Below are 20,055 nucleotides of genomic sequence, written 5' to 3' on the forward strand. Positions count from 1 at the left end.
GCCGTCGACCACCGAACGCACAAGACCACCGTCCGGATCGCGATCAACCCCTTGCCAACCACTCCAGACGGCTAACCGAGCGGCATTGCCCCTAGCCCCTGGCTGTTGGGCCATTGGGGGGAACTTGTAAAGCGAAGGTCGTCGGTTCGAGTCCGACAGGGGGCTCTGTCCCTGCCGCCCTGTCCCCGCTCGCACTGTCCGGGCGGGGGCAGGGCGGCAGGCCCTAGATGCGCAGCATTCCGGTGAACGGGCCGTGGCCCACGCCCGCCTCCGTGACCGCCAGCCAGCCGTGGCCGCGGGTGGGGGTGTACTCGCTGACCCCGGTCGGGTCGAGGGAGAGTTCGCGGGCGGCGCTGTCGACGCTGGACGCCAGGGTGGCGTTCGGGTCGTGGTCGTCGTCGGGGTCGTAGTCCGGGTCCTCGCTGAGGGGCTCCTCCCAGTCCAGGGGCTCGCCCTCCCACTCCGGCTCCCCGTAGCGGCAGTAGCTGCGGCGCACCGCCCCGTCGAGGGCGAGGAGCCAGATCATCGAGTCGCTGTGATCGTCCTGGAAGAAGTACTGGGCCTGGCCGCACGCCGCGCTGAGCCGGCCGAGGAGGGCGTTGACGTCCCAGTGCATCTCCCACAGCGGGGTGTCGGCGTAGACCAGTCGCCAGCCGTCCAGTTCCGGGGTGACGAACACGCGGTACACCGTGCGCTCCGTGCCGTCGGGGCCGGGCGCGACCGCCGTGTCGTTCTCCATGGCGGACAGTCCCATCGAGACCGTGCAGGGCCGTCTGTCGTGCAGCCCCATGGCGTCGAAGAGGCCCTCGTACGTCGCGCCGGGGACGGCCAGCCAGCGGTGCTCGGGCAGGCTCCGCGGGGTGTCCTGGGCGGACTTGATCCGCACGAGTCGCTCCAGGGCGCGCAGGTCCCGCTCGTCGAGCGCGGCCTCGCCGCCGATGAGGGCCAGGGCGCTCAGCGCGTGCCGGCGCAGACGGGCGGGGCCCGCGCGGCGGATGCCCCGCAGTTCGGGGCCCGCCTGCCGGCCGATGGCCCGGATCGTCTTCTCGGCCTTGAAGCGCGTGAAGCTGTCCCGGTCGTTCAGGAACGGCAGGACCGCCGCGACGGCGCCGGCGGCGGCCTCGCCGAGGTTCTCCAGGCCCCCCAGCGCCTGCTGCCGTATCTCTTTCACGGGGTGCGACAGCGCGGCCACGTACTGCGGGAGGCACCGCTCGTCGAAGCCGCGCAGCACATGGCCCAGTTCCCACCACTCGGGAATCTTGTCGGCCCGGGCGCGGGCCGCCACCGCGGCGTCGAACGCGGGCGGGCCGATCAGGCGCAGGGCGTCCCGCAGCCCCCACATCGCCTGCCGGCTCGCCGTGCCCAGCGCGGCGACCAGACCGGGCGCGGCGTCGGCGCCCGGCTCGGCCAGACGGCGGACGATCCGTGCCGTCAGTTCCTTGTCGCGTCCCGCCTGTTCCAGCTCCGCGATCAGTGCACCTTGATCCATACGGCTGACGATAGCCGGAGCCTGTGACAGTCCCTTCGGCCTGTGGCAGTCCCTTCGCCGGCGACAGTCCCTTCGGCCTGTGGCAGTCCCTTCGCCGGCGACAGTCCCTTCGCCTGTGGCAGTCCCTTCGCCTGCGACAGCCCCCTCGGCCTATGGCGACCCCTTTGGCCTATGGCAGTCCCTTCGGCCTATGGCAGTCCCTTCGAGGGACGTCCGTCGCCCGTCCGGACGACGGGGCGACGCGTCCGATAGCCAACTGTTCACCGGGTCCCGCCCGGACGGCGGGTTTGGCGCCGGGGTGTCTGAGCCGGGTGGGTGATGTGCGGTGGGGGCGCGTGCGCCCCCGGGGTGGTACATCCGTGCACGTCGTGACGGCTGCCCGGTGTTGCCGCGGGTCGGGGGGAGGGGGTGCCGTCGCGGTTAAATGTGTGTGTTTCGTGGCGATTGAGGGGGTTATGACGAGTCAAGGGCTCCAGGGTGCCCCGCGCCCCGCACCCCAGCAGATCTTCACCGACCTCTCCGTCGCCCTCACCGGCTTCGACCGGGCCGAGCTGGCCGGCACCGGTCTGATCGGCACCTACTACGACACCCTGCTGCGGATCATCGGCGAGCGGGAGGCCGGCCGGCTGCTGCGGGCCGCCGCCGAGGCCCTGGAGACGGACCGGAGGAGAGGCGACCGCGATGCGCTGGAGGCGGAGGTGATCGACAGCCCGCGCTTCGGGCCGGTCGCGGTGAGCCTGATCAAGCTCTGGTACCTCGGCGTCTGGTACCCGCTCGCCCGTGGTCACCGCGACGCCGACGGCACGACCGCGGGCGACGTCGACGGCACGACCGCGGGCGATGTCCACGGCACGACCGCGGGCGACGTCGAGCACGTCGTCTCCGCGCAGGGCTACCGCGAGGGCCTCGTCTGGGCCGCCGCCGGAGCGCACCCGATGGGCGCCAAGGCGCCCGGCTTCGGCTCGTGGGCCGAACCCCCCTACCTGCCCCCGGTCCTGTGACTTCGGAGACGAGCATGAGCAGCGAGCACTTCGACCTGGTGATCGTCGGCGGCGGCATCGCGGCGGCCACGGTCGCCAGGACGGTCGTCGAGCGGGCCGCGGACCGGACCCCGCCCCGGCACCCCCGCGTCCTGGTCCTGGAGGCCGGCCGGGCCACGGCCATGAACGCCGACACGTACGACACGTACGTGGAGGCCTACCACGAGGCGCTGGAGAAGGTGCCCAACTCGCCCTACCCGGCGAGCGGTTCGGCGCCGCAGCCGGACGTGCGGGACATCCGCAGGCCGGTCATGGACGGCAAGCGGACCAAGGCCCCCGCCGACCAGGGGTACTTCGTGCAGATGGGCCCGCTCCCCTTCGGCAGCGACTACGTCCGCACCCTCGGCGGCAGCAGCCTGCGCTGGACGGGCACCTGCCTGCGGATGCTCCCCGAGGACTTCCGGATGTACTCGACGTACCGGCGGGGCGTCGACTGGCCGCTCACCTACGAGGAGCTGAAGCCGTACTACGAGCGGGCCGAGTGGGACGTCATCGGCGTCGCCGCGAACGTCGCCGACCAGTGCTACCCCGGCTTCGCCGCCGACCCCGCCGCGTTCTTCGACGCCGCCGACACCAAGAGGTTCCCGGACGGCGTCTACGGCTTCCCGATGGAGCGCATCCCCTCCAGCCACCTCGACCAGTACCTCGCCAAGCTCGCCGACGGCATGACGGTCGAGCTGAAGGGCCGGGACGGCACCGTCCACGACTTCACCCTGAGGATCACCAACACCCCGGTCGCCCGCAACTCCACCCCGGCCCACCCGGCGTACGAGGTCGTCGGAGCCGTCGGCGACGCCGAGCGGGGGCAGCGCTGCGAGGGCAACTCCAGCTGCGTCCCGATCTGCCCCGCGCAGGCCAAGTACAACGCACTCAAGACCCTGCACCAGCTGATCGTCCGCCACCCCGACCGGGACCCGGGCGACGGGCGGCGGGCCCGGGCGCGGGTCGCGGTGCGCAGCCGGTGCGTCGTCACGGAGGTGCTGCACACCCAGCGGCCGGGCGAGACCGGCACCGTCACCGGACTGCGCTACAAGAGGTACTACGACAACGGCACCGCGCCGACGGACCACACGGTGACCGCCGACACGTACGTGCTGGCCGCCAACGCCGTCGAGAACGCCACCCTGCTGCTCGCCTCGGGCGCCGCCAACAACAGCGACCAGGTCGGCCGCAACCTGATGGACCATCCGCTGCTGCTCACCTGGGGGCTGCTCCAGGAGAACGCCGGCGCGTTCCGGGGTCCGGCGTCGACCTCCGGCATCCCCGCCTTCCGCGACGGCTCCTTCCGCAGGGAGCGCACCGCCTTCCGCGCCGAGATCGGCAACTGGGGCTGGAGCGACCCGGAGAACGCGCCGTACTCCACGGTCCACGACCTGGTCGGCGGCGGCAGGGACGGCAGGGCCCGGCTCTACGGCAAGGACCTGCGCGGAAGGATCGGCGAGATCCTGCCCCGGCAGGTGCGGATCGCCTGGGAACTGGAACAGGACCCGGAGCCCGCCAACCGGGTCTCGGTGGACGACCGTTACCGGGACGCGCTGGGCAAGCACCGGCCGGTCATCCACTACGGGCTCTCGGCGTACGTGCGCTCCTCCCTGCCGTGGGCGGCGGAGGCCGGCCGGCAGCTGTTCCGGCGGCTCGGCATCGCCGAGACGCAGCGGCGGCCGCTGTACGAGGCCGGTGACTTCACCCACTACGACCCGCGCGACGCGTCGGCCGTCGAGTACGAGGGCGTGACCTACTGGGTGCGCGGCGCGGGCCATGTCGTGGGCACCCACCGGATGGGCGACGACCCGCGGTCCTCCGTCGTCGACAGCCACCAGCACAGCCACGACCTGGACAACCTCTACGTCGTCGGCTGCGGCAGCATGCCGACACTGGGCACCTCCGACCCGACGCTCACCATGACCGCGCTGGCCATCCGCACCGGCGACCGGATCGCCGGGGAACTGAAGGGAGGGGGCAGGTGACCGCGCCGACCCCGATCGCGAGTCCGACCGAGCTGAGGGCCGCGCTCCAGCTGGCCGTCGGCCTCCGCCTCGGCACCATCCCCGTCCACCTCACCGTCCTCTGCTCCGTCCGGGACGGCCGCAACACCGAAGCGGTGCGGGCCGTCCGCGGCGCGGTCATGCGGGAGATGCTCCACATGACGCTCGCGGCGAACGTCCTCAACGCCCTGGGCGGGACACCGAGCCCCGAGCCGGTCGCCTTCCAGGGCCACGAGCACCTGAGCCCGCTGCCCGGCCACCCGATGGAGAGCCCCGTGGTCCCCGGCCTCGGGACACTGGAGCTGCTGCCGCTCTCCCCGCCGGCCGTGGACGCCCTGGTCCGCATCGCGCGCCCCCCGCACGCCGCGCCTCCCCTCGCCGGCCCGGGCGCGGACGGGCGCGGCCACCGCACCGTCGGCGCGTTCCACGACGCGATCGCGACGGCCCTGGAGGACCCGGAGATCTGCCCGGACGCGGCGTTCCGGCACCGCGGCCAGGTGCCGGACACCCAGTTCTACGGCGGCGCCGGCCGGGTGGTCGAGGTGCACGACCGGGCCTCCGCGCTGAAGGCGGTCAGGACCGTCGTGAACGGGGACGAGGGCCCGTCCCCGCGGGCCCCGGAGGCCCCGGAGGCCCAGGAGGCCCAGGAGGCCCAGGAGGAGCTTCCCGCCCCGGGGCGGGAGCTGGAAGGGGCCGCCGCCGAGGACGGGCGCCGTTCCGGCCGGTGGACGTCCTCGTCCTACGCCCGTCTCCGCGAGCTCCAGGCCGGCCGCCGCTTCCTCCCCGGGCAGTCGCCCGACGAGGAGCCCGAGGGCGCGCCCGTGCTGGTCGACTACGCCGCCGTCCACCCGGCGCTGCACATCCCCGGCACCGGCGACACCGCGGGCGGCGGGCCGGAGAGCGCGGCGCTCGTCGAGTTCGACCTGGCGTACTCGGGGCTCGTCGACGATCTGTACCGCGCGTTCGCGGGCGAGGTACAGGCGCTGCCGGCGGCCGTCCACGGCATGCACGCGCTGAAGCACCGGGCGGTCTCCCTGATGCGCACCCCGAACCCGGCGGACCCCGCGCACACCCTCTGCCCCCGCTTCTCCTACCTGCCACCCGGCGACCGGGAGAAGGCGACCGCACAGGCACGGGAGCTGCGGCAGCGGAACTGGTAGACCGGCCGGGCGCCGCACGGGTGCCGGTGTGCCGGCGGGCGGGTGCCGCACGGGTGCCGGGAGGCTCGCGGCCGGCGCCGGTGCCGCCGTCGTCCGGGCCCGCGCGCCGCCCCGCCCGTACGGTGTCAGGAGGCCGCCCACCTGGGAAGAACGACGAAATTCGAAGGGGACAGCCGCGGTCCGGGCGGGTAGCGTCCGGCCATGAGCAGCTCGATGAGCGGTGTCGTGAACGGCGGGGTCTCCTTCTGGTACGCGGACGACGGCTTCCCCGCGGTGCGGGAGCCGCTGGCCGGTGACGCCGACGCGGACGTGGTGATCGTCGGCGGCGGCTACACGGGCCTGTGGAGCGCGTACTACCTGAAGAAGGCGGCGCCGTCGCTGCGGGTCACCGTGCTGGAGCAGCGGTTCTGCGGCTACGGCGCCTCCGGGCGCAACGGCGGCTGGCTGTACAACGGCATCGCGGGCCGCGACCGGTACGCGGAACTGCACGGGCGGGAGGCCGCCGTACGGCTCCAGCGGGCGATGAACGACACGGTCGCCGAGGTCGTCCGGGTGGCCGGCGAGGAGGGCATCGAGGCCGACGTCCACCGCGGCGGCGTGCTAGAGGTGGCGCGGACGCCCGCGCAGCTGGCCCGGCTGCGCGACTTCCACGCGCACGAGCTGGCGTTCGGGGAGAAGGACCGCGAGCTGTACGGGGCGCGGGAGACCGCGGAGCGGATCCGGGTGGCCGGCGCGGTCGGCTCGACGTGGACACCGCACGGAGCGCGGGTGCACCCGGTGAAGCTGGTCAAGGGGCTGGCGGCGGTCGTCGAGGCGCTCGGGGTGACCATCCACGAGGCGACCCCGGTGACCGGGATCCGGCCCCGGCGGGCCGTCACGCCGTACGGCACCGTGCGCGCCCCGTACGTGCTGCGCTGCACGGAGGGGTTCACCGCGTCGCTGAAGGGCCAGAAGCGCACCTGGCTGCCCATGAACTCCTCGATGATCGCCACCGAGCCGCTGACCGCCGGGCAGTGGGAGGCGGTGGGCTGGACGGGCCGGGAGACCCTCGGGGACATGGCGCACGCCTACATGTACGCGCAGCGCACCGCCGACGGGCGGATCGCGCTGGGCGGGCGCGGGGTGCCGTACCGCTTCGGCTCGCGGACCGACAGCGACGGGCGGACGCAGGAGGCGACCGTGGCGGCGCTGCGGGAGATCCTCACCGGCTTCTTCCCGGCCCTCGCCGGGGTGCGCGTCGCGCACGCCTGGTCGGGGGTGCTGGGTGTGCCCCGCGACTGGTGCGCGACGGTCACCCTGGACCGTGCGACCGGTCTGGGCTGGGCGGGCGGCTACGTCGGCTCCGGCGTCGCCACCGCCAACCTCGCCGGCCGTACGCTGTGCGACCTGGTCCGGCTCGACTCCGGGCAGGGCGGCCCGACCGAGCTGACCGGTCTGCCGTGGGTCGGCCACGAGGTCCGCAGGTGGGAGCCGGAGCCGCTGCGCTGGCTCGGTGTGCGGGGCATGTACGCCACCTACCGGGCGGCGGACCGGCGGGAGGCCGCCCGGCACAGCGCGGGCCCGTCGAGGCTGGCGCGGGTGGCGGACCGGGTGGCGGGCCGGCACTGACACCGCAATGCCCGCTGACACCCGAACGCCCGCTGACCCCCCAGCCGCTGCCGCCGGAACGCCCGCTGCCGCCGGAACGCCCGCTGCCGCCGGAACGCCCGCGGCCGCCGGAACGCCCGCGGCCGCCGGAACGCCCGCCGCCGCCGGAACGCCCGCCGCCGCCGGAACGCCCGCCGCCGGTCAGGCCACCGACTCCGGCACCGGCGCCTCCGTCTCGGCCCACCGTCGCGGTGGCCTCGCCGTGACCAGGAGCCCCGCGGTCAGCGAGGCCAGCAGCATGATGGCGGCGGCGCAGGAGATGGCCACCGTGTAGCCGTGCACCGTGCCCTGCGCGGTGAGGTCCGCCGGGCGGTGCGGGTCGCCGAGGCGGGCGGCGACGTACGCGCTGCCGCTGGAGGTGGCGACGGTGTTGAGCAGCGCCGTGCCGATGGAGCCGCCCACCTGCTGCGAGGTGTTCAGCATGGCCGAGGTGACGCCGGAGTCCTCGGGGGCGACGCCCGCGGTCGACGTGGAGAAGACCGGCATGAACGTCAGGCCCATGCCGAGGCCCATCAGTACCAGGGCGGGCAGGATGTCGGTGGCGTAGTCGCTGTGCACCGTCATCCGGGTGAGGATCAGCATGCCGGTGGCGGCGAGGAGCATGCCGGGCACCATCAGGGCGCGGGGCGGGACGCGGTGGATCAGACGGGCCGAGATCTGGGTGGAGCCGGTGAGGATCGAGGCGGTCATGGGGAGGAAGGCGAGTCCCGTGCGCACGGGGGAGTAGCCGAGGACGGTCTGGAGGTAGTAGGTCATGAACAGGAACATCCCGAACATGCCGATGACCGCCATGGCCATGGTCAGGAAGCAGCCCACGCGGGTGCGGTCCCTCAGGACGCGCAGGGGCAGCAGCGGCACCGGTGCCTTCGTCTGCCACCACACGAACGCGGCCAGCAGCGCGATCCCGGCCGCGAACAGGGCCGGCACCAGCGGGTCGGTCCAGCCGCGCGGCTCCGCCTCGCCGAAGCCGGCGACGATCGCGACCAGCCCGCCGCAGCCCAGCAGGACGCCGGGCACGTCCAGACGGGTGCCCGCGCGGGCGTGACGGTCGTGCAGGAGGGTGAGGGCGCCGACGACGCCGAGGACCGCGACGGGGACGTTGACGTACAGGCACCAGCGCCAGGTGAGGTACTCGGTGAGCAGTCCGCCCACGATGAAGCCGATGGCCGCGCCGCTGGCGGCGAGCGTGCCGTAGATGCCGAACGCCCGGCCGCGTTCCCTGGGGTCGGTGAAGGTGGTGGTCAGCAGGCTGAGGGCGGACGGGGCCAGGACGGCGGCGAAGACGCCCTGGAGGGCGCGGGCGCCGAACAGCATGGCCGCGGTGGTGGCCGCGCCGCCGAACGCGGAGGCGGCCGCGAAGCCGATCAGGCCGATGACGAAGGTGCGTCTGCGGCCCACCAGGTCGGAGATCCGGCCGCCGAGCAGGAGCAGGCCGCCGAAGGCGAGGGCGTAGGCCGTGATCACCCATTGGCGGTTGCCGTCCGACATGCCCAGGTCCCGCTGCGCGGAGGGCAGCGCGATGTTCACGATCGTCCCGTCCAGGACGACCATGAGCTGGGCCAGGGCGATGGTCCACAGGCCCCACCAGCGGCGGGGGTCCGGCTCCGCGTCGGGTTCCTCTGTCCAGGCGCCACTCACGCGGACAGAAGATCACAGAACGGACGGGGGCGCACTACGGATGCGGCCGTGTCCCGGGCCCGGTTCGGGGGCCGCCGTCGGGGGCCTGGGCCTGGTTCGGGGTTCCGGCAGGGAGTGTGGTCGGCCCGTCAGGGTTCCAGGACCACCTTGCCCGTCGTAGCCCGGCTCTGGAGCGCCCGGTGGGCGGCGGCCGCCTCGGCCAGCGGGAAGCGGTGGACGGCCGGGGTGAGGCGGCCGGCGGCGGCCTCGGCGAGGGCGCGCAGCTCCAGGGTCCGCAAGGGGTCGGGGCCGCCCGCCCGCTCCAGCATCACCGGGCCGAGGACCTGTTCCGAGACGCCCTCGACGAGGTACGGCGTGCCGTCGCGCAGCCCCTCGGCCGACCAGCCGAAGACGATGTGCCGGCCGCCGGGACCGAGCAGGGCGGTGGCCTCGCGGGCCGCGTCGCCGCCGACGCCGTCGAAGACGATCGTGGCGGGCCGGCCGCCGAGGTGGGCGCGGACCTTCTCCGGCCAGGCCGGCTCCGAGTAGTCGACGGCGAGGTCGGCGCCGTCCGCCCGGACACGCGCGACCTTCTCCGGGCCGCCCGCCAGGCCGACGACGGTGGCGCCCGCGTTGCGGGCGTACTGCACGAGCAGGGTGCCGATGCCGCCGGCGGCGGCCGGGACGACGACCACGGAGTCGGGGCCCGGCTCGGCGAACTGCACGATCCCCATCGCCGTACGGCCCGTGCCGATCATGGCGACGGCCTGGGCGGCGTCGAGGTTCGGCGGGATCTCGTGGACGCGGGTGACGTCGGCGACGGCCAGTTCGGCGTAGCCCCCCGGGACGAAGCCCAGGTGGACGACGACCCGGCGGCCGAGCCACGCCGCGTCCACGCCCTCGCCGAGCGAGTCGACGACACCGGCGACCTCACGGCCCGGGACGGTCGGCAGGACGGGCGGCTCCGGCAGGGGGCCCCGCATGCCCTCCCGCAGAGCGGCGTCCAGCAGGTGCACTCCGGCGGCCCGGACGGCGACGCGGACCTGGCCCGGCGCGGGGCGCGGGTCCTCGACCTCCTCGTGGACCAGGTTCTCGGCCGGGCCGAAGGCGTGCAGACGGATGGCGTGCATGGGGTCCCCCCGGGGTGTCCTGCGCTGTGCGTGCAGCGCTGCCGGATGCTGAGGGGTCCCACTCTTCGACCTCAAGCATGCTTGAGGTCAAGGGTGTTCCGGCCGAGAGCCAGGGAGACGGCCGTCAGGGCGCTGCTGAAGGACACCTCCGAGAGCACGCCGGGGGTGGCGACCTGGTCGCCGGCCAGGTACACCCCGTCGCCGCGGTCCACGGCGGGGCGGTCGCGCCAGCTGGTCCCGGGCGGGTCGACGGCGCCCGTACGGCCGTCGGCGACGGCCTCGCGCCGCCAGGTGACGCGGTCGCGCCAGCCGGGGAAGCCGAGGTCGAGGAGTTGTTCCGCGCGGGCGACGCCCGCGGCCCTCCCCTCGTGCGGCGCGATCGGGATCTGGCCCTGGATCAGCTGCTCGCCGGCCGGGGCGAGGGTGCGGTCCTGGGCGGTGAACCGTTCGATCCAGCCGGGCGCGTCCAGGTCGGAGACGGCGAAGGCGTCGCCGCGCCGGTTACGGACCGCGAGGTCGATCAGTGCGGTGCGCCCGCTCGGCCAGGTCAGCGAGTCGTCCCCCAGGAGGCGGCGGGCGGCGCCGAGGGAGGTGGCGACGATCACGGGGGCGCCGGTGGGGAGCGTGTCGATGCGGGAGAGGGTCTCCATGCGCACCCCCAGGTTCCAGGCGCGGGCCGCCATCCGGTCGACGAGGGAGGCCCAGCCGCCCCGCGGGTAGTGCGCCTCGGGCGGCAGCTTGGTGGCGCGGCGCAGACGCTCCTGCACGAAGGCGGCGGACAGGGCGCCGGGGTCGTGGTGGAAGAGGGCTACGGCCGCGTAGTGGGCGGCGGCGCGGGCGCCTTCCTCCCCGGCCTGCCCGGTCGCCCAGGTGAGGAAGTCGGTGTCGACGGGGGCGCGGCGGATACCGGGACGCAGCAGCTTGAGCAGCGCGAACGGCGGGGTGCGGCGCAGTACGCCCCGGTGCCGCAGCCGGAGGCGGGCGCCCTCCAGGGGCGGGAGGGGCGCCAGCGGGCCGATGAGGTCGCGCCGCTTGAGCCAGGTCCAGTGCGGGCCGCCGTTGTAGAGGGCGTGCGGGCCCTCGTTGGTCCGGTACGGGGCGGGGGCGGTCCGGGCCCGCCCGCCGAGGGTGTGGTGGGCCTCGTGCAGGGTGACCCTGACGCCGGCCTCGGCGGCGGCGATGGCGGCGGTGAGGCCGGCGAGACCGCCGCCGATGACGGTGAGATGGCGCATGGAGGGCTCCTTGCCGGTCGGGGACGCCTGTACGGGTACGACGGCGGGGCGCGCCGGTTCGTGACATCGGAGCCGACGGCGCGGGCCGGCGGCGTGGGCCGGCGGCGTGGGCCGGCGGCCGTCGTCGGGGGAGTGTCAGTGGCGGGGTGCAGGATGGGGGCATGGCGAGGACGGGTGCGGGCGCGCGGGCGGGCACGGGCAGGGCGGCGGGCAGGGTGGAGGGGGCGCGGCGGCCGGAGGTGCGGCTGCCGGCGCTGGAGGCGTACGGGGGCGGGGAGGTGGAGCCCGACGGGGACTACGACGGGGTGGAGTTCGCGGGGACGGACCTCACCGGGCAGGACGGCGCGGGGGCGCGGTTCATGGACTGCGCGCTGACCGGCTGCGCCCTGGACGGGACACGGCTGTCCCGCGCCCGCTTCCTCGACTCGGTCCTCACCGGCGTCCGGGGCGTCGGCACCGACCTGGCCGGGTCGACCCTGCGGGACGTCGAGCTCGTCGACGCCCGCCTCGGCGGCACCCAGGTGCACGGCGCGGTCTGGGAGCGGGTCCTGGTGCGCGGCGGCAAGATCGACTACCTGAACCTGCGTCAGGCCCGGCTGCGGGACGTGGTCTTCGAGGGCTGCGTCCTGGTCGAACCCGACTTCGGGGGCGCCCGCCTGGAGCGGGTGGAGTTCGTGGACTGCGCCCTGAGAGCAGCGGACTTCAGCGCGGCCGCCCTGACCGACGTGGACCTGCGCGGCGCGACGGAACTGGGCATCGCGGGCGGCGTCGACCGGCTGGCGGGAGCGGTGATCAGCACGGCGCAGCTGCTGGACCTGGCTCCGGTGCTGGCGGCGGAGCTGGGGATCAGGGTGGAGGGCTGAGGCGGGTCCGTCCGGCGGTCACCGCAGCCGGGGGAACCGCGCCTGGAGGGTCCAGATCGCCGGGTTCTCGCCCAGGTCCTCGTGGAGGTCGACCAGGTCGGCGATCAGGTCGTGCAGGAAGTCGCGGGCCTCGCGGCGCAGTTCCGCGTGCGAGAAGGTCAGCGGGGGTTCCTCGGCCGGCATCCAGTCGGCCTCGACGTCCACCCAGCCGAAGCGGCGCTCGAAGAGCATGCGGTCGGTCGACTCGGTGAAGTCCAGCTCCGCGTACTGCGGGCGGGAGGCGCGGGAGCCCGCCGGGTCCCGGTCGATCCGCTCCACGATGTCGCACAGCGCCCACGCGAAGTCGAGCACCGGCACCCATCCCCAGGCTGTGGACAACTCCCGGTCCGCCTTGGTGTCGGCGAGGTAGACGTCCCCGCAGAACAGGTCGTGCCGCAGCGCGTGGACGTCCGCGCGGCGGTAGTCGGTCTGCGGAGGGTCGGGGAAGCGGTTGGAGAGGGCGTAGCCGATGTCGAGCACGTAGGCGATGGTGTCACGCCCGGCGCCGGCCCCGCCCCGGCGCCGGCCCCCCGCCCCGCGCTGGCCTCGCGCCGGTTCCGCCCCCGCGCCGGCCTCGTCCCGCGCCGGTTCCGCCCCCGTGCCGTGCCCCGCCCGTCGGGATCACCGCCGCTGGGATCACCGCCGCCGGGCTTTCTGCCGCTGGGATCACCGCCGCCGGGCTTTCTGCCGACGTGATCACCGTCGAAGGAGGCGACGTGATCACCGTCGACGGGAGGCTTCGGTGTCCCACTCGTCCAGCAGCCGGGCGAGCCCGGTCGGCCACACCGGCTCCGCCTCCTCGGCGAGTTCCTCCCGTGTCCACCAGCGCCAGGCGAGGATGGCGTCGGCGGCGTGCGCGGCGGCCAGGCCGGCGCCGGAGGGTTCCCGGCGCGGGCCCGGCGTGACGTAGACGTGCTCGTGCTGGCGGACGGCGATGCGCACGCGGCTGCCCCCGCGGGAGGCGATCCGGGTGAAGTCGTGTTCCCAGGTGCACAGCAGCGGTCCGGGCGCCAGGTCCGTCCACCCCGTCTCCTCGATCAGCTCCCGCAGGGCGCCCTCGCGCGGTGACTCGCCCTCCTCCAGGCCGCCGCCGGGCAGCGCCCAGTGCACGCCGACCTCGACGTTGTCGTACCGGAAGAGCAGGACCGACCCGTCGGGGGCGACCACGGCGACGCGGGCCGCGCGGCGGGGGATGCGCAGCGGCTTGCGCAGCACGGCGCAGGGCCGGCCGAGCCGCAGGTCGGACCGGTGGTCGACGATTTCGTAGCCGAGCGCCTGCCAGAAGGCTAGCCCCCGCGGATTGGCGTCGAGCACGGCCAGCCGTACGGCGTCGCGGCCGGCGGCGCGGAAGCGGTCCTCGACGGCCTCGGCGATCCGGCGCCCGTGCCCCCGGCCCCGCACGGCCGCGTCCACCAGCAGCAGCCCGATCCAGGGATCGGGGTCGGCGGGGTCGGGATGGCGCCCGAGGGTGGTCACGACCCCGACGAGCCGCCCCTCGCTCCGCGCGAGCAGCACCTCCCCGTCCGGATGCGCCACCTCCTCCGCCAGCGCCGCCTCCACCTGCTCGGGCCGGATGCCGTCCGGGTCGGGGAAGTCGCCACTGAGGGCGTGGAAGGCGCGGTTGGACGCGTAGAGGGCGGTGAGCTCGGTGAGGAGGGCGGCGGGGATGCGGTGGTCCGGGGTGAGGGAGAGGGGGCTGAGGATCACCCCGGCAGGTTAGACAACGTGTCCTTCGGCATGCTCCCGAACGACTGTGACTGCGTCGACCGGCCCGGAACCCCGGGGGCCCGTCGCAGCGGACGGTTATGCTCGCCGCGAGATCGGGAGACCGGGAGACCGGGAGATCACGGCGAGGTTCGTCTCAACGGGCGGGGGCTCCATGGCATCGGACGAACGGTGGTATGTGCTCGTCGAGGCGAACCACGGCTACGGCTCGGACACACAGTGGGAGCTGCGGGAAAAGCACCACGTCGATGGAGACCGGGCGACGGCGACGTCGCGGGCCGAGGAGATCTGCCGCACGTGGATCCCGAGTTCCTGGGCGCCGGAGGAGTGCGGGAGGACCGTCTTCGAGACCTCCGGGACGAGCTGGCTGGTGGAGATCACCCATCAGTGGTGGTCCGAGGGAAGAGGGACGGTCTCCACCTTGAACGCGCACTTCCGTGTCACGGTCGCGCGACTCGTCCATGCCGAGGAGACCCCACCGGCCCATCCGCCCGTGAAGACGACCGGGGCGATACGTCGAGCCTTCGGCGGCGGACGGTAACTGGCCGGCTCCTCGGGGGACCGGCCGCTGGAAGCTCAGCCGGCGGTCAGCCGGACAGCTCGAACCAGACGTGTTTGCCGGGCCGGCCGGGATCGTGCCCCGGGCCCGTGCCCCAAGCCTGCGCCAGGGCCTGGACGAGGAGTAAGCCGCGGCCGTTCTCGTCATGGACGGTGGGCGTGGACGGCGCGAGGTTCGGCAACGGGCCGTCGTCGTACACGGCCACCCGCACACCGTCTCCGGTGACCGCGGTGGTGAGGTGGATGGCGGGGGTCGAGGTGTGCCGTACGGCGTTGGTGACGATCTCGGAGACGAGGGTGCGGGCGGTGTCGGCGAGGTGCGGGGCGTGACCGCTGGTGGTGAGGAGTATGGCGACGGTGTCGCGGCAGATACGTGGGCTGAGCGGGGAGTTGGGGGTGGTGAGGTGGTAGGTCTGCGGGGTGGTGTCCATGGCTTCGGCTCCAGCTGTCTGTTGAGGGTGTGCGCGACAGGCCACCGTGGCTCGGGCACCGTGGGGTGCCTGCACTGCGGGTTCACTGGCGGGCCGCGCGCCGACGAGGACGACAGTAGGGCACATCTATGTGCCGTCGCATGGTTGTGACGGAAATGCCACTCGTGCGAGTGGACCCGTCGTACGCGCGCGCGGCAGACTTGGGCCGCTCGATCAGGAGGGGGAAGGGATGCCACCCAGGAGCAGTCCCACCGCCCGTCAGACACGGCTGGGTGCGGAACTGCGCAAGCTGCGCGAGGCTGCGGGCATGGCGGCCCGTGAGGCGGGGGCGTTCCTCGGCGGTAACCAGGCGCAGATCAGCCACATCGAGGCGGGCCGATGGGGCGTCAGCGCTGAGCGTGTACGGAAGTTGGCCACGCTGTACTCGGCCTCGGACGTGAAGTTGGTCGATGCGCTCTGTGCGATGGCCGAGGAGCGGGTGAAAGGGTGGTGGGAGGAGTACCGAGACATTCTCGCCCCGGGGTTTCTCGACATCGCCGAACTGGAGCACCACGCGACATATCTGCGCAGTGTCCACGTGGTGAACGTGCCGGGCATCCTCCAGACCGAGGACTACATCCGGGCGATCCATCGCAGCTACCGGCCTGTGCTGCCTGCGGAGGACGTGGACGAACGCGTCGCGTTTCGGTTGAGGCGACGCGGCATCTTCGAAAAAGTGGATCCGCCGTTCTTCGAGGTCACCGTTCATGAAGCCGCGCTGCGTATGCGTTTCGGAGGGCGCCAGGTTGCCAAGCGGCAGCTCGAATTCTTGCTGGAAGCGTCGGAGTGGCCGACGGTGACGCTTAGGGTGCTTCCCTTCAGCTGCGAGGAGTTCATTGAGGCGACCGACGCCCCGATGTACGCCGGGGGCGTCGTGCCGCAGCTCGACACAGTGCAGGTGGACAGCCCCTTGGGCGTGCTCTTCCTGGTGGACGAGGCCAAGCTGACCAGGTACCGGATGCTGCTCGACATCGCCGAGCGCTCGTCGCTGAGCGTGCCGGAGTCCCGGCAGCTCATCCATCACATCGTTCGTGAGTTCTGAAAGGTTCACACGTGTCCGTGCAGTGGCAGAAGTCGTCGGCCTCGGGAGTGGAAGGTGGGAACTGCATCGAAGTCGCCTCCGTCGCCCCTCACTTCCTCCTCCGCGAGAGCGAAGCCCCCGAGGACGTGATCGAGCTGGCTCCCGCAGGCCTCCGGGGGCTGATACACCACCTCAAGGCCGGCGGATAGGGGCCGAGCTACGGCGCCAGAGCCTGCACGATCAAGGTGCCGATGTGATCAGGCTCGGGCGCGTCGATCACCTGCGCGGAGACCTCGGGAAAGCCTGCGGCTGTGAGCATGTCCGTCCACATGGCGGGCGTATAGCTGTACCGGTACGTGTAGGTCGCGGGGCCGGCGAAGCCGCCTTTGTACATGCCTTGAGGACCGTACGCTCCCGGGATGGCGGGCGGCTGGGAAAAGGCGAAGACACCACCCGGATTCACGCGCCTGCGCACCAGGGGAAAGAGCTTACGCGGATCACTGAACCACGCTGCGCCGAAGATCGAGTAGACGGCGTCATAGGTTCGCGTGTCCCTGTCGAGGAAATCAAGAACCTCGGCGCATACGAACTCCACGCCGAGTGGCCCCCATCGCTGCGTCGTGTTCGCGACCATGACGGGAGACATGTCCACGCCGCGTGCCTTGACGCCCTGCTGGGCCAGGAAAGCGAGCGCCCGGCCCGTACCGCACCCGATCTCAAGGGCGCTCTCGGGGCGGCCGAGGAGTTCCGGCCCGGGCCCGTGTTCCGTGTACTGCGTCCACCGGAACGTCGGGGCCGACTCGAAGATGTCTTTTCTGGTGGACTCGGCGTAGACGTTCCAGACGATGCGTTCGTGGTCGTAATCGTGCTGAGCAGTCAAGACAGGTCCTTCGGAGGGGTCACATGCGGTGCCCCGCCTGTCGAGTCGACGGGGACGGGGCACCCGGACGAGCTGGTCAGTGGCTGTCGGGAACCTTGTCGTCACACGGACCGCAGTCGGACGCGTCGCCCTCCCAGAGTTCGGTGTCGACTGCGAAACCGTTGCTCCGGATGATCTCGGCGGTACGCATCACAGTGCCGTCGCGCCGACGCTCGACGAGCGGCGCGTGATGCTTGTACTGCCCGCCGTTGTACGCGGCACAGAAGGCGAAGTACACGGGCGTGTCCAGGATGATCTGATGGATCCCCAGGTCGACCGTGTATCCCGGTCCGATGTCCACGCCGGGGTTCTCCATGGCGGTGATCAGGTAGGCGACAGCTTGCCCGAGGATGCGTTCCGCGACCGACAAGATCGCCGCCATTCTCGATGAACTCGGCGGCGCGCACGCGCGTCCGATGGCCGCAGCGTGCATCGTCGACTCGGTCTCTTCCTACCTTCGGGCAGACGGGTCCGAAGCCGTCAAGAATGACATGCGAGCCGCCGCATCCGATCTTGTGTACCTGACGGGGTGGACGGCCATGTACGAGAAGGCGCACGGTCTCGGGCAGCGCTACCACCGGCAGGCCCTGGGGCTGGCCAGATCGGCGGGCGACGAAGTCACCTACTGCCGGACGCTCCGTGGTATGGCGCTTCAGGCCGCCAACCTCAAGCACGCGAACAAGGCACTCGAACTCGCGGACTCCGCGGCCGAAGCGGCGCCGAAGGCGGGCCCCCGCCTTCAGGCGTTCCTCCGGGGACAGCAGGCGCACGGAGCCGCGCTGGTCGGCGACCAACGGCTTGCCTTCACCCGCCTGCGTGAGACCGAGGCAGCACTGTCGAAGGCGGACAACCGGCGTGACGCCGTCGGCGGATACGACCGGGCGGCATTCGAGTTCCACCGGTCCAGCGTGCTCTACGCGCTCGGAGACGTGCCCGGCTCGATCGAAGCCATGCGGGCTTCGAACCGTGTGCGTCCCGCGGCCGAGAAGCAAGGAAACGCTCATGCGAACGGCTTGCTCGCACAACGCCAGCTCGAAGTCGGGCACCTCGAAGCGGCTTGCGCGACATGGAACGCCTTCCTCGACGACTACGCGGCACTGTCCTCGGCACGGGCGGACGAGCACTTCGGCATCCTGAGCCGCCGGATCCGGCCGCATCTGGGCAATCCGAAGGCGCGCGAGTTGAACGAACGGGCGCGCGAACTCGCCCGGAAGAAGACGGCGGCCTGAGACGCGTTTCAGCGCCGGGGAGCCCCCCGCCCGGCAGGCAAGGGGCTCCCGTGCGACCGGGACGGGCCGTCGCTCAGACGTTCACGCCGAAGTCCTGGGCGATGCCCACCAGGCCCGAGGCGTAGCCCTGGCCGACCGCGCGGAACTTCCACTCCGCGCCGTTGCGGTACAGCTCGCCGAAGATCATGGCGGTCTCGGTCGCCGCGTCCTCGGACAGGTCGTAGCGGGCGACCTCCGCGCCGCCGGCCTGGTTGACGATGCGGATGTAGGCGTTGCGGACCTGGCCGAAGTTCTGCGAGCGGTTCTCCGCGTCGTAGATGGAGACCGGGAAGACGATCTTGTCGATGTCGGCCGGGAGGGCCGCCAGGTTGACGTTGATCGCCTCGTCGTCGCCCGCGCCCTCGCCGGTGCGGTTGTCACCGGTGTGGACGATGGTGTTGTCCGGGGTCTGCTTGTTGTTGAAGAAGACGAAGTGGGCGTCCGAGTAGACCCTGCCCTGGGGGTTCACCGCGATCGCGGAGGCGTCCAGGTCGAAGTCCGTGCCGGTGGTCGTACGGACGTCCCAGCCGAGGCCCACGGTGACGGCGGTCAGGCCCGGAGCCTCCTTGGTGAGCGAGACGTTGCCACCCTTGGACAGGCTTACAGCCATGGTTGGGAGTCCTTTCCCTGGTTGCGTAGAGGCTTCGTGCGCCACGAAGCTACAGCTATCCCCAAGAACGAGGCGAAGGGCGCCGAAGGTTCCCCGTGTCTTTACTTTCTTTACCGAACCGGTGGGCGCGGGCCCGGGCGAACCGGTTATTCGGGTGACGTGGACCGGTCACGGGCGGGAACATGTACGGCATGTCCGGTCCCTATCCCATCCGTGGCTCCGTCTCGCTCCCCGAGGCCGAGCTCCTGTGGCGTTTCTCGCGGTCGTCGGGGCCCGGCGGGCAGCACGTCAACACCAGTGACTCGCAGGTGGAGCTCCGCTTCGACCTGGCCGGCACCGAGGCGCTGCCCGAGGTGTGGAAGGCGCGGGCGCTGGAGCGGCTCGCCGGGCGTCTGGTCGACGGCGTGGTGAGCGTCCGCGCCTCCGAGCACCGCTCCCAGTGGCGCAACCGCGAGGCCGCCGCCGTACGGCTCGCCGCCCTCCTCGCCGAGGCCACCGCACCCCCGCCGAAGCCCCGCCGGCCCACCCGCATCCCGCGCGGGATCAACGAACGCCGGCTGCGGGAGAAGAAGCAGCGGTCGCAGACCAAGCGGGGGAGGACCGGGCGGGACTGGGGCTGAGGGGCCCGGCCCGGCCCGAGGGGGCCCGGCCCGAGGGGTCCGGGGCTGAGGGGGCCGGTGCTGAGCGGTCCGGGGCTGAGGGGGCCGGCCCGGGGCGCCCCGCCCGAGGGGCTCGGTCAGGGCAGCGTCAGCACCCCCACCGTCTCCCCCGCGCTGCGCTCCCCGGTGTCCCGGAAGCCGAGGCCCAGGTAGAAGCCCTCGGGGCCGTGCTCGCCGGGGTGCCAGGTCACGTACAGCTCGGTGCCGCCGCGGCGGCGGATCTCCGCGGCGACGGATCGCACGGCGAAACGGCCGTAGCCGCGGCCCTGCTCACCCGCGGCGATGTTCAGGCGCCACAGGCCGGAGCGGACGACGCTGCCGCCGTCGGCCTTCCAGTCGATGTCGAGGAACGCCATCAGGAAACCGACGGGCCGGTCCCCGTCGACGATCAGGCGGGGCCAGGCGGCCCCGGGGTACACGTAGGCCTGCGCGAGGGACTTCACCACCGGGGAGACCGCGAATTCCTGCTCGGGGCGGACCCGAATGGCGAGCGCGCTTTCGATATTCGCGGGAGTTATTTCCTCCAGCCTGAGGGAAGTCGCCGCTCCCGTCGCGGCCACCGCCTTCCCCGCCGTTCCCGCCGCCGTTCCCGTCGCTGTTCCCCGGTTGGTCGTCATCCGGGC

The 20,055-nt window shown here is 72.9% G+C and carries 19 protein-coding genes and 2 pseudogenes; 10 read left to right on the forward strand and 11 right to left on the reverse strand.

Annotation, left to right across the window (positions count from 1 at the left end):
* Positions 1 to 223 precede the first annotated feature (223 nt).
* Positions 224 to 1,489: a HEAT repeat domain-containing protein gene (locus tag ACFV9M_RS38770; RefSeq protein WP_385069997.1), complete on the reverse strand. Its 1,266-nt coding sequence runs from the start codon at positions 1,487 to 1,489 to the stop codon at positions 224 to 226.
* A 455-nt stretch (positions 1,490 to 1,944) separates the two neighbouring features.
* On the opposite strand from ACFV9M_RS38770, the gene ACFV9M_RS38775 reads away from it, so the two are divergent.
* The 4 genes from ACFV9M_RS38775 (at position 1,945) to ACFV9M_RS38790 (ending at position 7,282) form a co-directional block, all read left to right on the forward strand.
* Positions 1,945 to 2,490, forward strand: a complete 546-nt coding sequence (locus ACFV9M_RS38775; protein WP_385069995.1) for a hypothetical protein — start codon at positions 1,945 to 1,947, stop codon at positions 2,488 to 2,490.
* Positions 2,491 to 2,504: 14 nt separating this feature from the next.
* Positions 2,505 to 4,496, forward strand: coding sequence for a GMC oxidoreductase (locus tag ACFV9M_RS38780; protein WP_385069992.1), 1,992 nt, complete (start codon positions 2,505 to 2,507; stop codon positions 4,494 to 4,496).
* On the forward strand, positions 4,493 to 5,674 hold the full coding sequence (locus ACFV9M_RS38785) for a ferritin-like domain-containing protein (RefSeq protein WP_385069989.1): 1,182 nt from the start codon (positions 4,493 to 4,495) through the stop codon (positions 5,672 to 5,674). Before ACFV9M_RS38780 ends, ACFV9M_RS38785 begins: the two co-directional genes overlap by 4 nt.
* 201 nt (positions 5,675 to 5,875) lie before the next feature.
* Positions 5,876 to 7,282 carry an NAD(P)/FAD-dependent oxidoreductase gene (locus ACFV9M_RS38790; RefSeq protein ID WP_385069986.1) on the forward strand — a complete coding sequence of 469 codons (1,407 nt, stop codon included), beginning with the start codon at positions 5,876 to 5,878 and terminating at the stop codon, positions 7,280 to 7,282.
* A gap of 180 nt (positions 7,283 to 7,462) precedes the next feature.
* On the opposite strand, the gene ACFV9M_RS38795 is transcribed toward ACFV9M_RS38790, so the two are convergent.
* The 3 genes from ACFV9M_RS38795 to ACFV9M_RS38805 form a co-directional block, all read right to left on the reverse strand.
* Positions 7,463 to 8,959 (reverse strand): MFS transporter, encoded by a 1,497-nt coding sequence (locus ACFV9M_RS38795; RefSeq protein WP_385069984.1) that lies wholly within the window; start codon positions 8,957 to 8,959, stop codon positions 7,463 to 7,465.
* A 128-nt stretch (positions 8,960 to 9,087) separates the two neighbouring features.
* Positions 9,088 to 10,068: a zinc-binding dehydrogenase gene (locus ACFV9M_RS38800; RefSeq protein ID WP_385069981.1), complete on the reverse strand. Its 981-nt coding sequence runs from the start codon at positions 10,066 to 10,068 to the stop codon at positions 9,088 to 9,090.
* Between the two features lie 71 nt (positions 10,069 to 10,139).
* Positions 10,140 to 11,300 carry an NAD(P)-binding protein gene (locus ACFV9M_RS38805; protein WP_385069978.1) on the reverse strand — a complete coding sequence of 387 codons (1,161 nt, stop codon included), beginning with the start codon at positions 11,298 to 11,300 and terminating at the stop codon, positions 10,140 to 10,142.
* Positions 11,301 to 11,461: 161 nt separating this feature from the next.
* Between ACFV9M_RS38805 and ACFV9M_RS38810 the strand changes: the two genes are divergently transcribed.
* On the forward strand, positions 11,462 to 12,163 hold the full coding sequence (locus ACFV9M_RS38810) for a pentapeptide repeat-containing protein (RefSeq protein WP_385069975.1): 702 nt from the start codon (positions 11,462 to 11,464) through the stop codon (positions 12,161 to 12,163).
* Between the two features lie 18 nt (positions 12,164 to 12,181).
* On the opposite strand, the gene ACFV9M_RS38815 is transcribed toward ACFV9M_RS38810, so the two are convergent.
* Together ACFV9M_RS38815 and ACFV9M_RS38820 are read right to left on the reverse strand one after the other, a co-directional pair.
* The gene (locus ACFV9M_RS38815) at positions 12,182 to 12,682 is read right to left on the reverse strand and encodes a hypothetical protein (RefSeq protein ID WP_385069974.1); all 501 of its coding nucleotides are present in this window, start codon (positions 12,680 to 12,682) and stop codon (positions 12,182 to 12,184) included.
* A 240-nt stretch (positions 12,683 to 12,922) separates the two neighbouring features.
* Complete coding sequence (locus tag ACFV9M_RS38820) at positions 12,923 to 13,909, reverse strand: GNAT family N-acetyltransferase (RefSeq protein WP_385069972.1); 987 nt, start codon at positions 13,907 to 13,909, stop codon at positions 12,923 to 12,925.
* Positions 13,910 to 14,081: 172 nt separating this feature from the next.
* On the opposite strand from ACFV9M_RS38820, the gene ACFV9M_RS38825 reads away from it, so the two are divergent.
* The gene (locus tag ACFV9M_RS38825) at positions 14,082 to 14,468 is read left to right on the forward strand and encodes a hypothetical protein (RefSeq protein WP_385069970.1); all 387 of its coding nucleotides are present in this window, start codon (positions 14,082 to 14,084) and stop codon (positions 14,466 to 14,468) included.
* A 46-nt stretch (positions 14,469 to 14,514) separates the two neighbouring features.
* On the opposite strand, the gene ACFV9M_RS38830 is transcribed toward ACFV9M_RS38825, so the two are convergent.
* The gene (locus tag ACFV9M_RS38830) at positions 14,515 to 14,916 is read right to left on the reverse strand and encodes an ATP-binding protein (protein ID WP_385069967.1); all 402 of its coding nucleotides are present in this window, start codon (positions 14,914 to 14,916) and stop codon (positions 14,515 to 14,517) included.
* A gap of 229 nt (positions 14,917 to 15,145) precedes the next feature.
* Here ACFV9M_RS38830 and ACFV9M_RS38835 point away from each other — a divergent pair, with 229 nt between their 5' ends.
* Positions 15,146 to 15,997, forward strand: a complete 852-nt coding sequence (locus ACFV9M_RS38835) for a helix-turn-helix domain-containing protein (RefSeq protein ID WP_385069964.1) — start codon at positions 15,146 to 15,148, stop codon at positions 15,995 to 15,997.
* 17 nt (positions 15,998 to 16,014) lie between these two features.
* Complete coding sequence (locus tag ACFV9M_RS38840; protein ID WP_385102675.1) at positions 16,015 to 16,185, forward strand: DUF397 domain-containing protein; 171 nt, start codon at positions 16,015 to 16,017, stop codon at positions 16,183 to 16,185.
* A gap of 8 nt (positions 16,186 to 16,193) precedes the next feature.
* On the opposite strand, the gene ACFV9M_RS38845 is transcribed toward ACFV9M_RS38840, so the two are convergent.
* Together ACFV9M_RS38845 and ACFV9M_RS38850 are read right to left on the reverse strand one after the other, a co-directional pair.
* The gene (locus ACFV9M_RS38845; protein ID WP_385069959.1) at positions 16,194 to 16,856 is read right to left on the reverse strand and encodes a class I SAM-dependent methyltransferase; all 663 of its coding nucleotides are present in this window, start codon (positions 16,854 to 16,856) and stop codon (positions 16,194 to 16,196) included.
* 76 nt (positions 16,857 to 16,932) lie between these two features.
* Positions 16,933 to 17,268: pseudogene (locus ACFV9M_RS38850) on the reverse strand (hypothetical protein); the annotation flags it as partial.
* On the opposite strand from ACFV9M_RS38850, the pseudogene ACFV9M_RS38855 reads away from it, so the two are divergent.
* Positions 17,246 to 18,124, forward strand: a pseudogene (locus ACFV9M_RS38855) (hypothetical protein); the annotation flags it as partial. The pseudogenes ACFV9M_RS38850 and ACFV9M_RS38855 sit on opposite strands and share 23 nt — an antisense overlap.
* A 73-nt stretch (positions 18,125 to 18,197) precedes the next feature.
* Here the strand turns inward: ACFV9M_RS38855 and ACFV9M_RS38860 are convergent.
* Positions 18,198 to 18,773: a TerD family protein gene (locus ACFV9M_RS38860; RefSeq protein WP_385069956.1), complete on the reverse strand. Its 576-nt coding sequence runs from the start codon at positions 18,771 to 18,773 to the stop codon at positions 18,198 to 18,200.
* 182 nt (positions 18,774 to 18,955) lie between these two features.
* Here ACFV9M_RS38860 and arfB point away from each other — a divergent pair, with 182 nt between their 5' ends.
* A complete protein-coding gene (gene arfB, locus ACFV9M_RS38865; RefSeq protein ID WP_385069953.1) occupies positions 18,956 to 19,393 on the forward strand; it encodes an alternative ribosome rescue aminoacyl-tRNA hydrolase ArfB in 438 nt (145 codons plus the stop codon).
* A 116-nt stretch (positions 19,394 to 19,509) separates the two neighbouring features.
* On the opposite strand, the gene ACFV9M_RS38870 is transcribed toward arfB, so the two are convergent.
* Positions 19,510 to 20,049: a GNAT family N-acetyltransferase gene (locus ACFV9M_RS38870; RefSeq protein WP_385069951.1), complete on the reverse strand. Its 540-nt coding sequence runs from the start codon at positions 20,047 to 20,049 to the stop codon at positions 19,510 to 19,512.
* Positions 20,050 to 20,055: the final 6 nt, after the last annotated feature.

It is taken from the genome of Streptomyces sp. NPDC059895 (assembly GCF_042731035.1).
In the GTDB taxonomy this organism is placed as follows: domain Bacteria; phylum Actinomycetota; class Actinomycetes; order Streptomycetales; family Streptomycetaceae; genus Streptomyces.

Excerpts from the sequence above, each read along its gene's own strand:
- ACFV9M_RS38860 (WP_385069956.1), bottom strand. The coding sequence starts at position 18,773 with ATGGCTGTAAGCCTGTCCAAGGGTGGCAACGTCTCGCTCACCAAGGAG.
- ACFV9M_RS38790 (WP_385069986.1), top strand. The coding sequence starts at position 5,876 with ATGAGCAGCTCGATGAGCGGTGTCGTGAACGGCGGGGTCTCCTTCTGG.
- ACFV9M_RS38810 (WP_385069975.1), top strand. The coding sequence starts at position 11,462 with ATGGCGAGGACGGGTGCGGGCGCGCGGGCGGGCACGGGCAGGGCGGCG.
- arfB (WP_385069953.1), top strand. The coding sequence starts at position 18,956 with ATGTACGGCATGTCCGGTCCCTATCCCATCCGTGGCTCCGTCTCGCTC.
- ACFV9M_RS38825 (WP_385069970.1), top strand. The coding sequence starts at position 14,082 with ATGGCATCGGACGAACGGTGGTATGTGCTCGTCGAGGCGAACCACGGC.
- ACFV9M_RS38835 (WP_385069964.1), top strand. The coding sequence starts at position 15,146 with ATGCCACCCAGGAGCAGTCCCACCGCCCGTCAGACACGGCTGGGTGCG.
- ACFV9M_RS38770 (WP_385069997.1), bottom strand. The coding sequence starts at position 1,489 with ATGGATCAAGGTGCACTGATCGCGGAGCTGGAACAGGCGGGACGCGAC.
- ACFV9M_RS38870 (WP_385069951.1), bottom strand. The coding sequence starts at position 20,049 with ATGACGACCAACCGGGGAACAGCGACGGGAACGGCGGCGGGAACGGCG.
- ACFV9M_RS38775 (WP_385069995.1), top strand. The coding sequence starts at position 1,945 with ATGACGAGTCAAGGGCTCCAGGGTGCCCCGCGCCCCGCACCCCAGCAG.
- ACFV9M_RS38800 (WP_385069981.1), bottom strand. The coding sequence starts at position 10,068 with ATGCACGCCATCCGTCTGCACGCCTTCGGCCCGGCCGAGAACCTGGTC.
- ACFV9M_RS38805 (WP_385069978.1), bottom strand. The coding sequence starts at position 11,300 with ATGCGCCATCTCACCGTCATCGGCGGCGGTCTCGCCGGCCTCACCGCC.
- ACFV9M_RS38780 (WP_385069992.1), top strand. The coding sequence starts at position 2,505 with ATGAGCAGCGAGCACTTCGACCTGGTGATCGTCGGCGGCGGCATCGCG.
- ACFV9M_RS38830 (WP_385069967.1), bottom strand. The coding sequence starts at position 14,916 with ATGGACACCACCCCGCAGACCTACCACCTCACCACCCCCAACTCCCCG.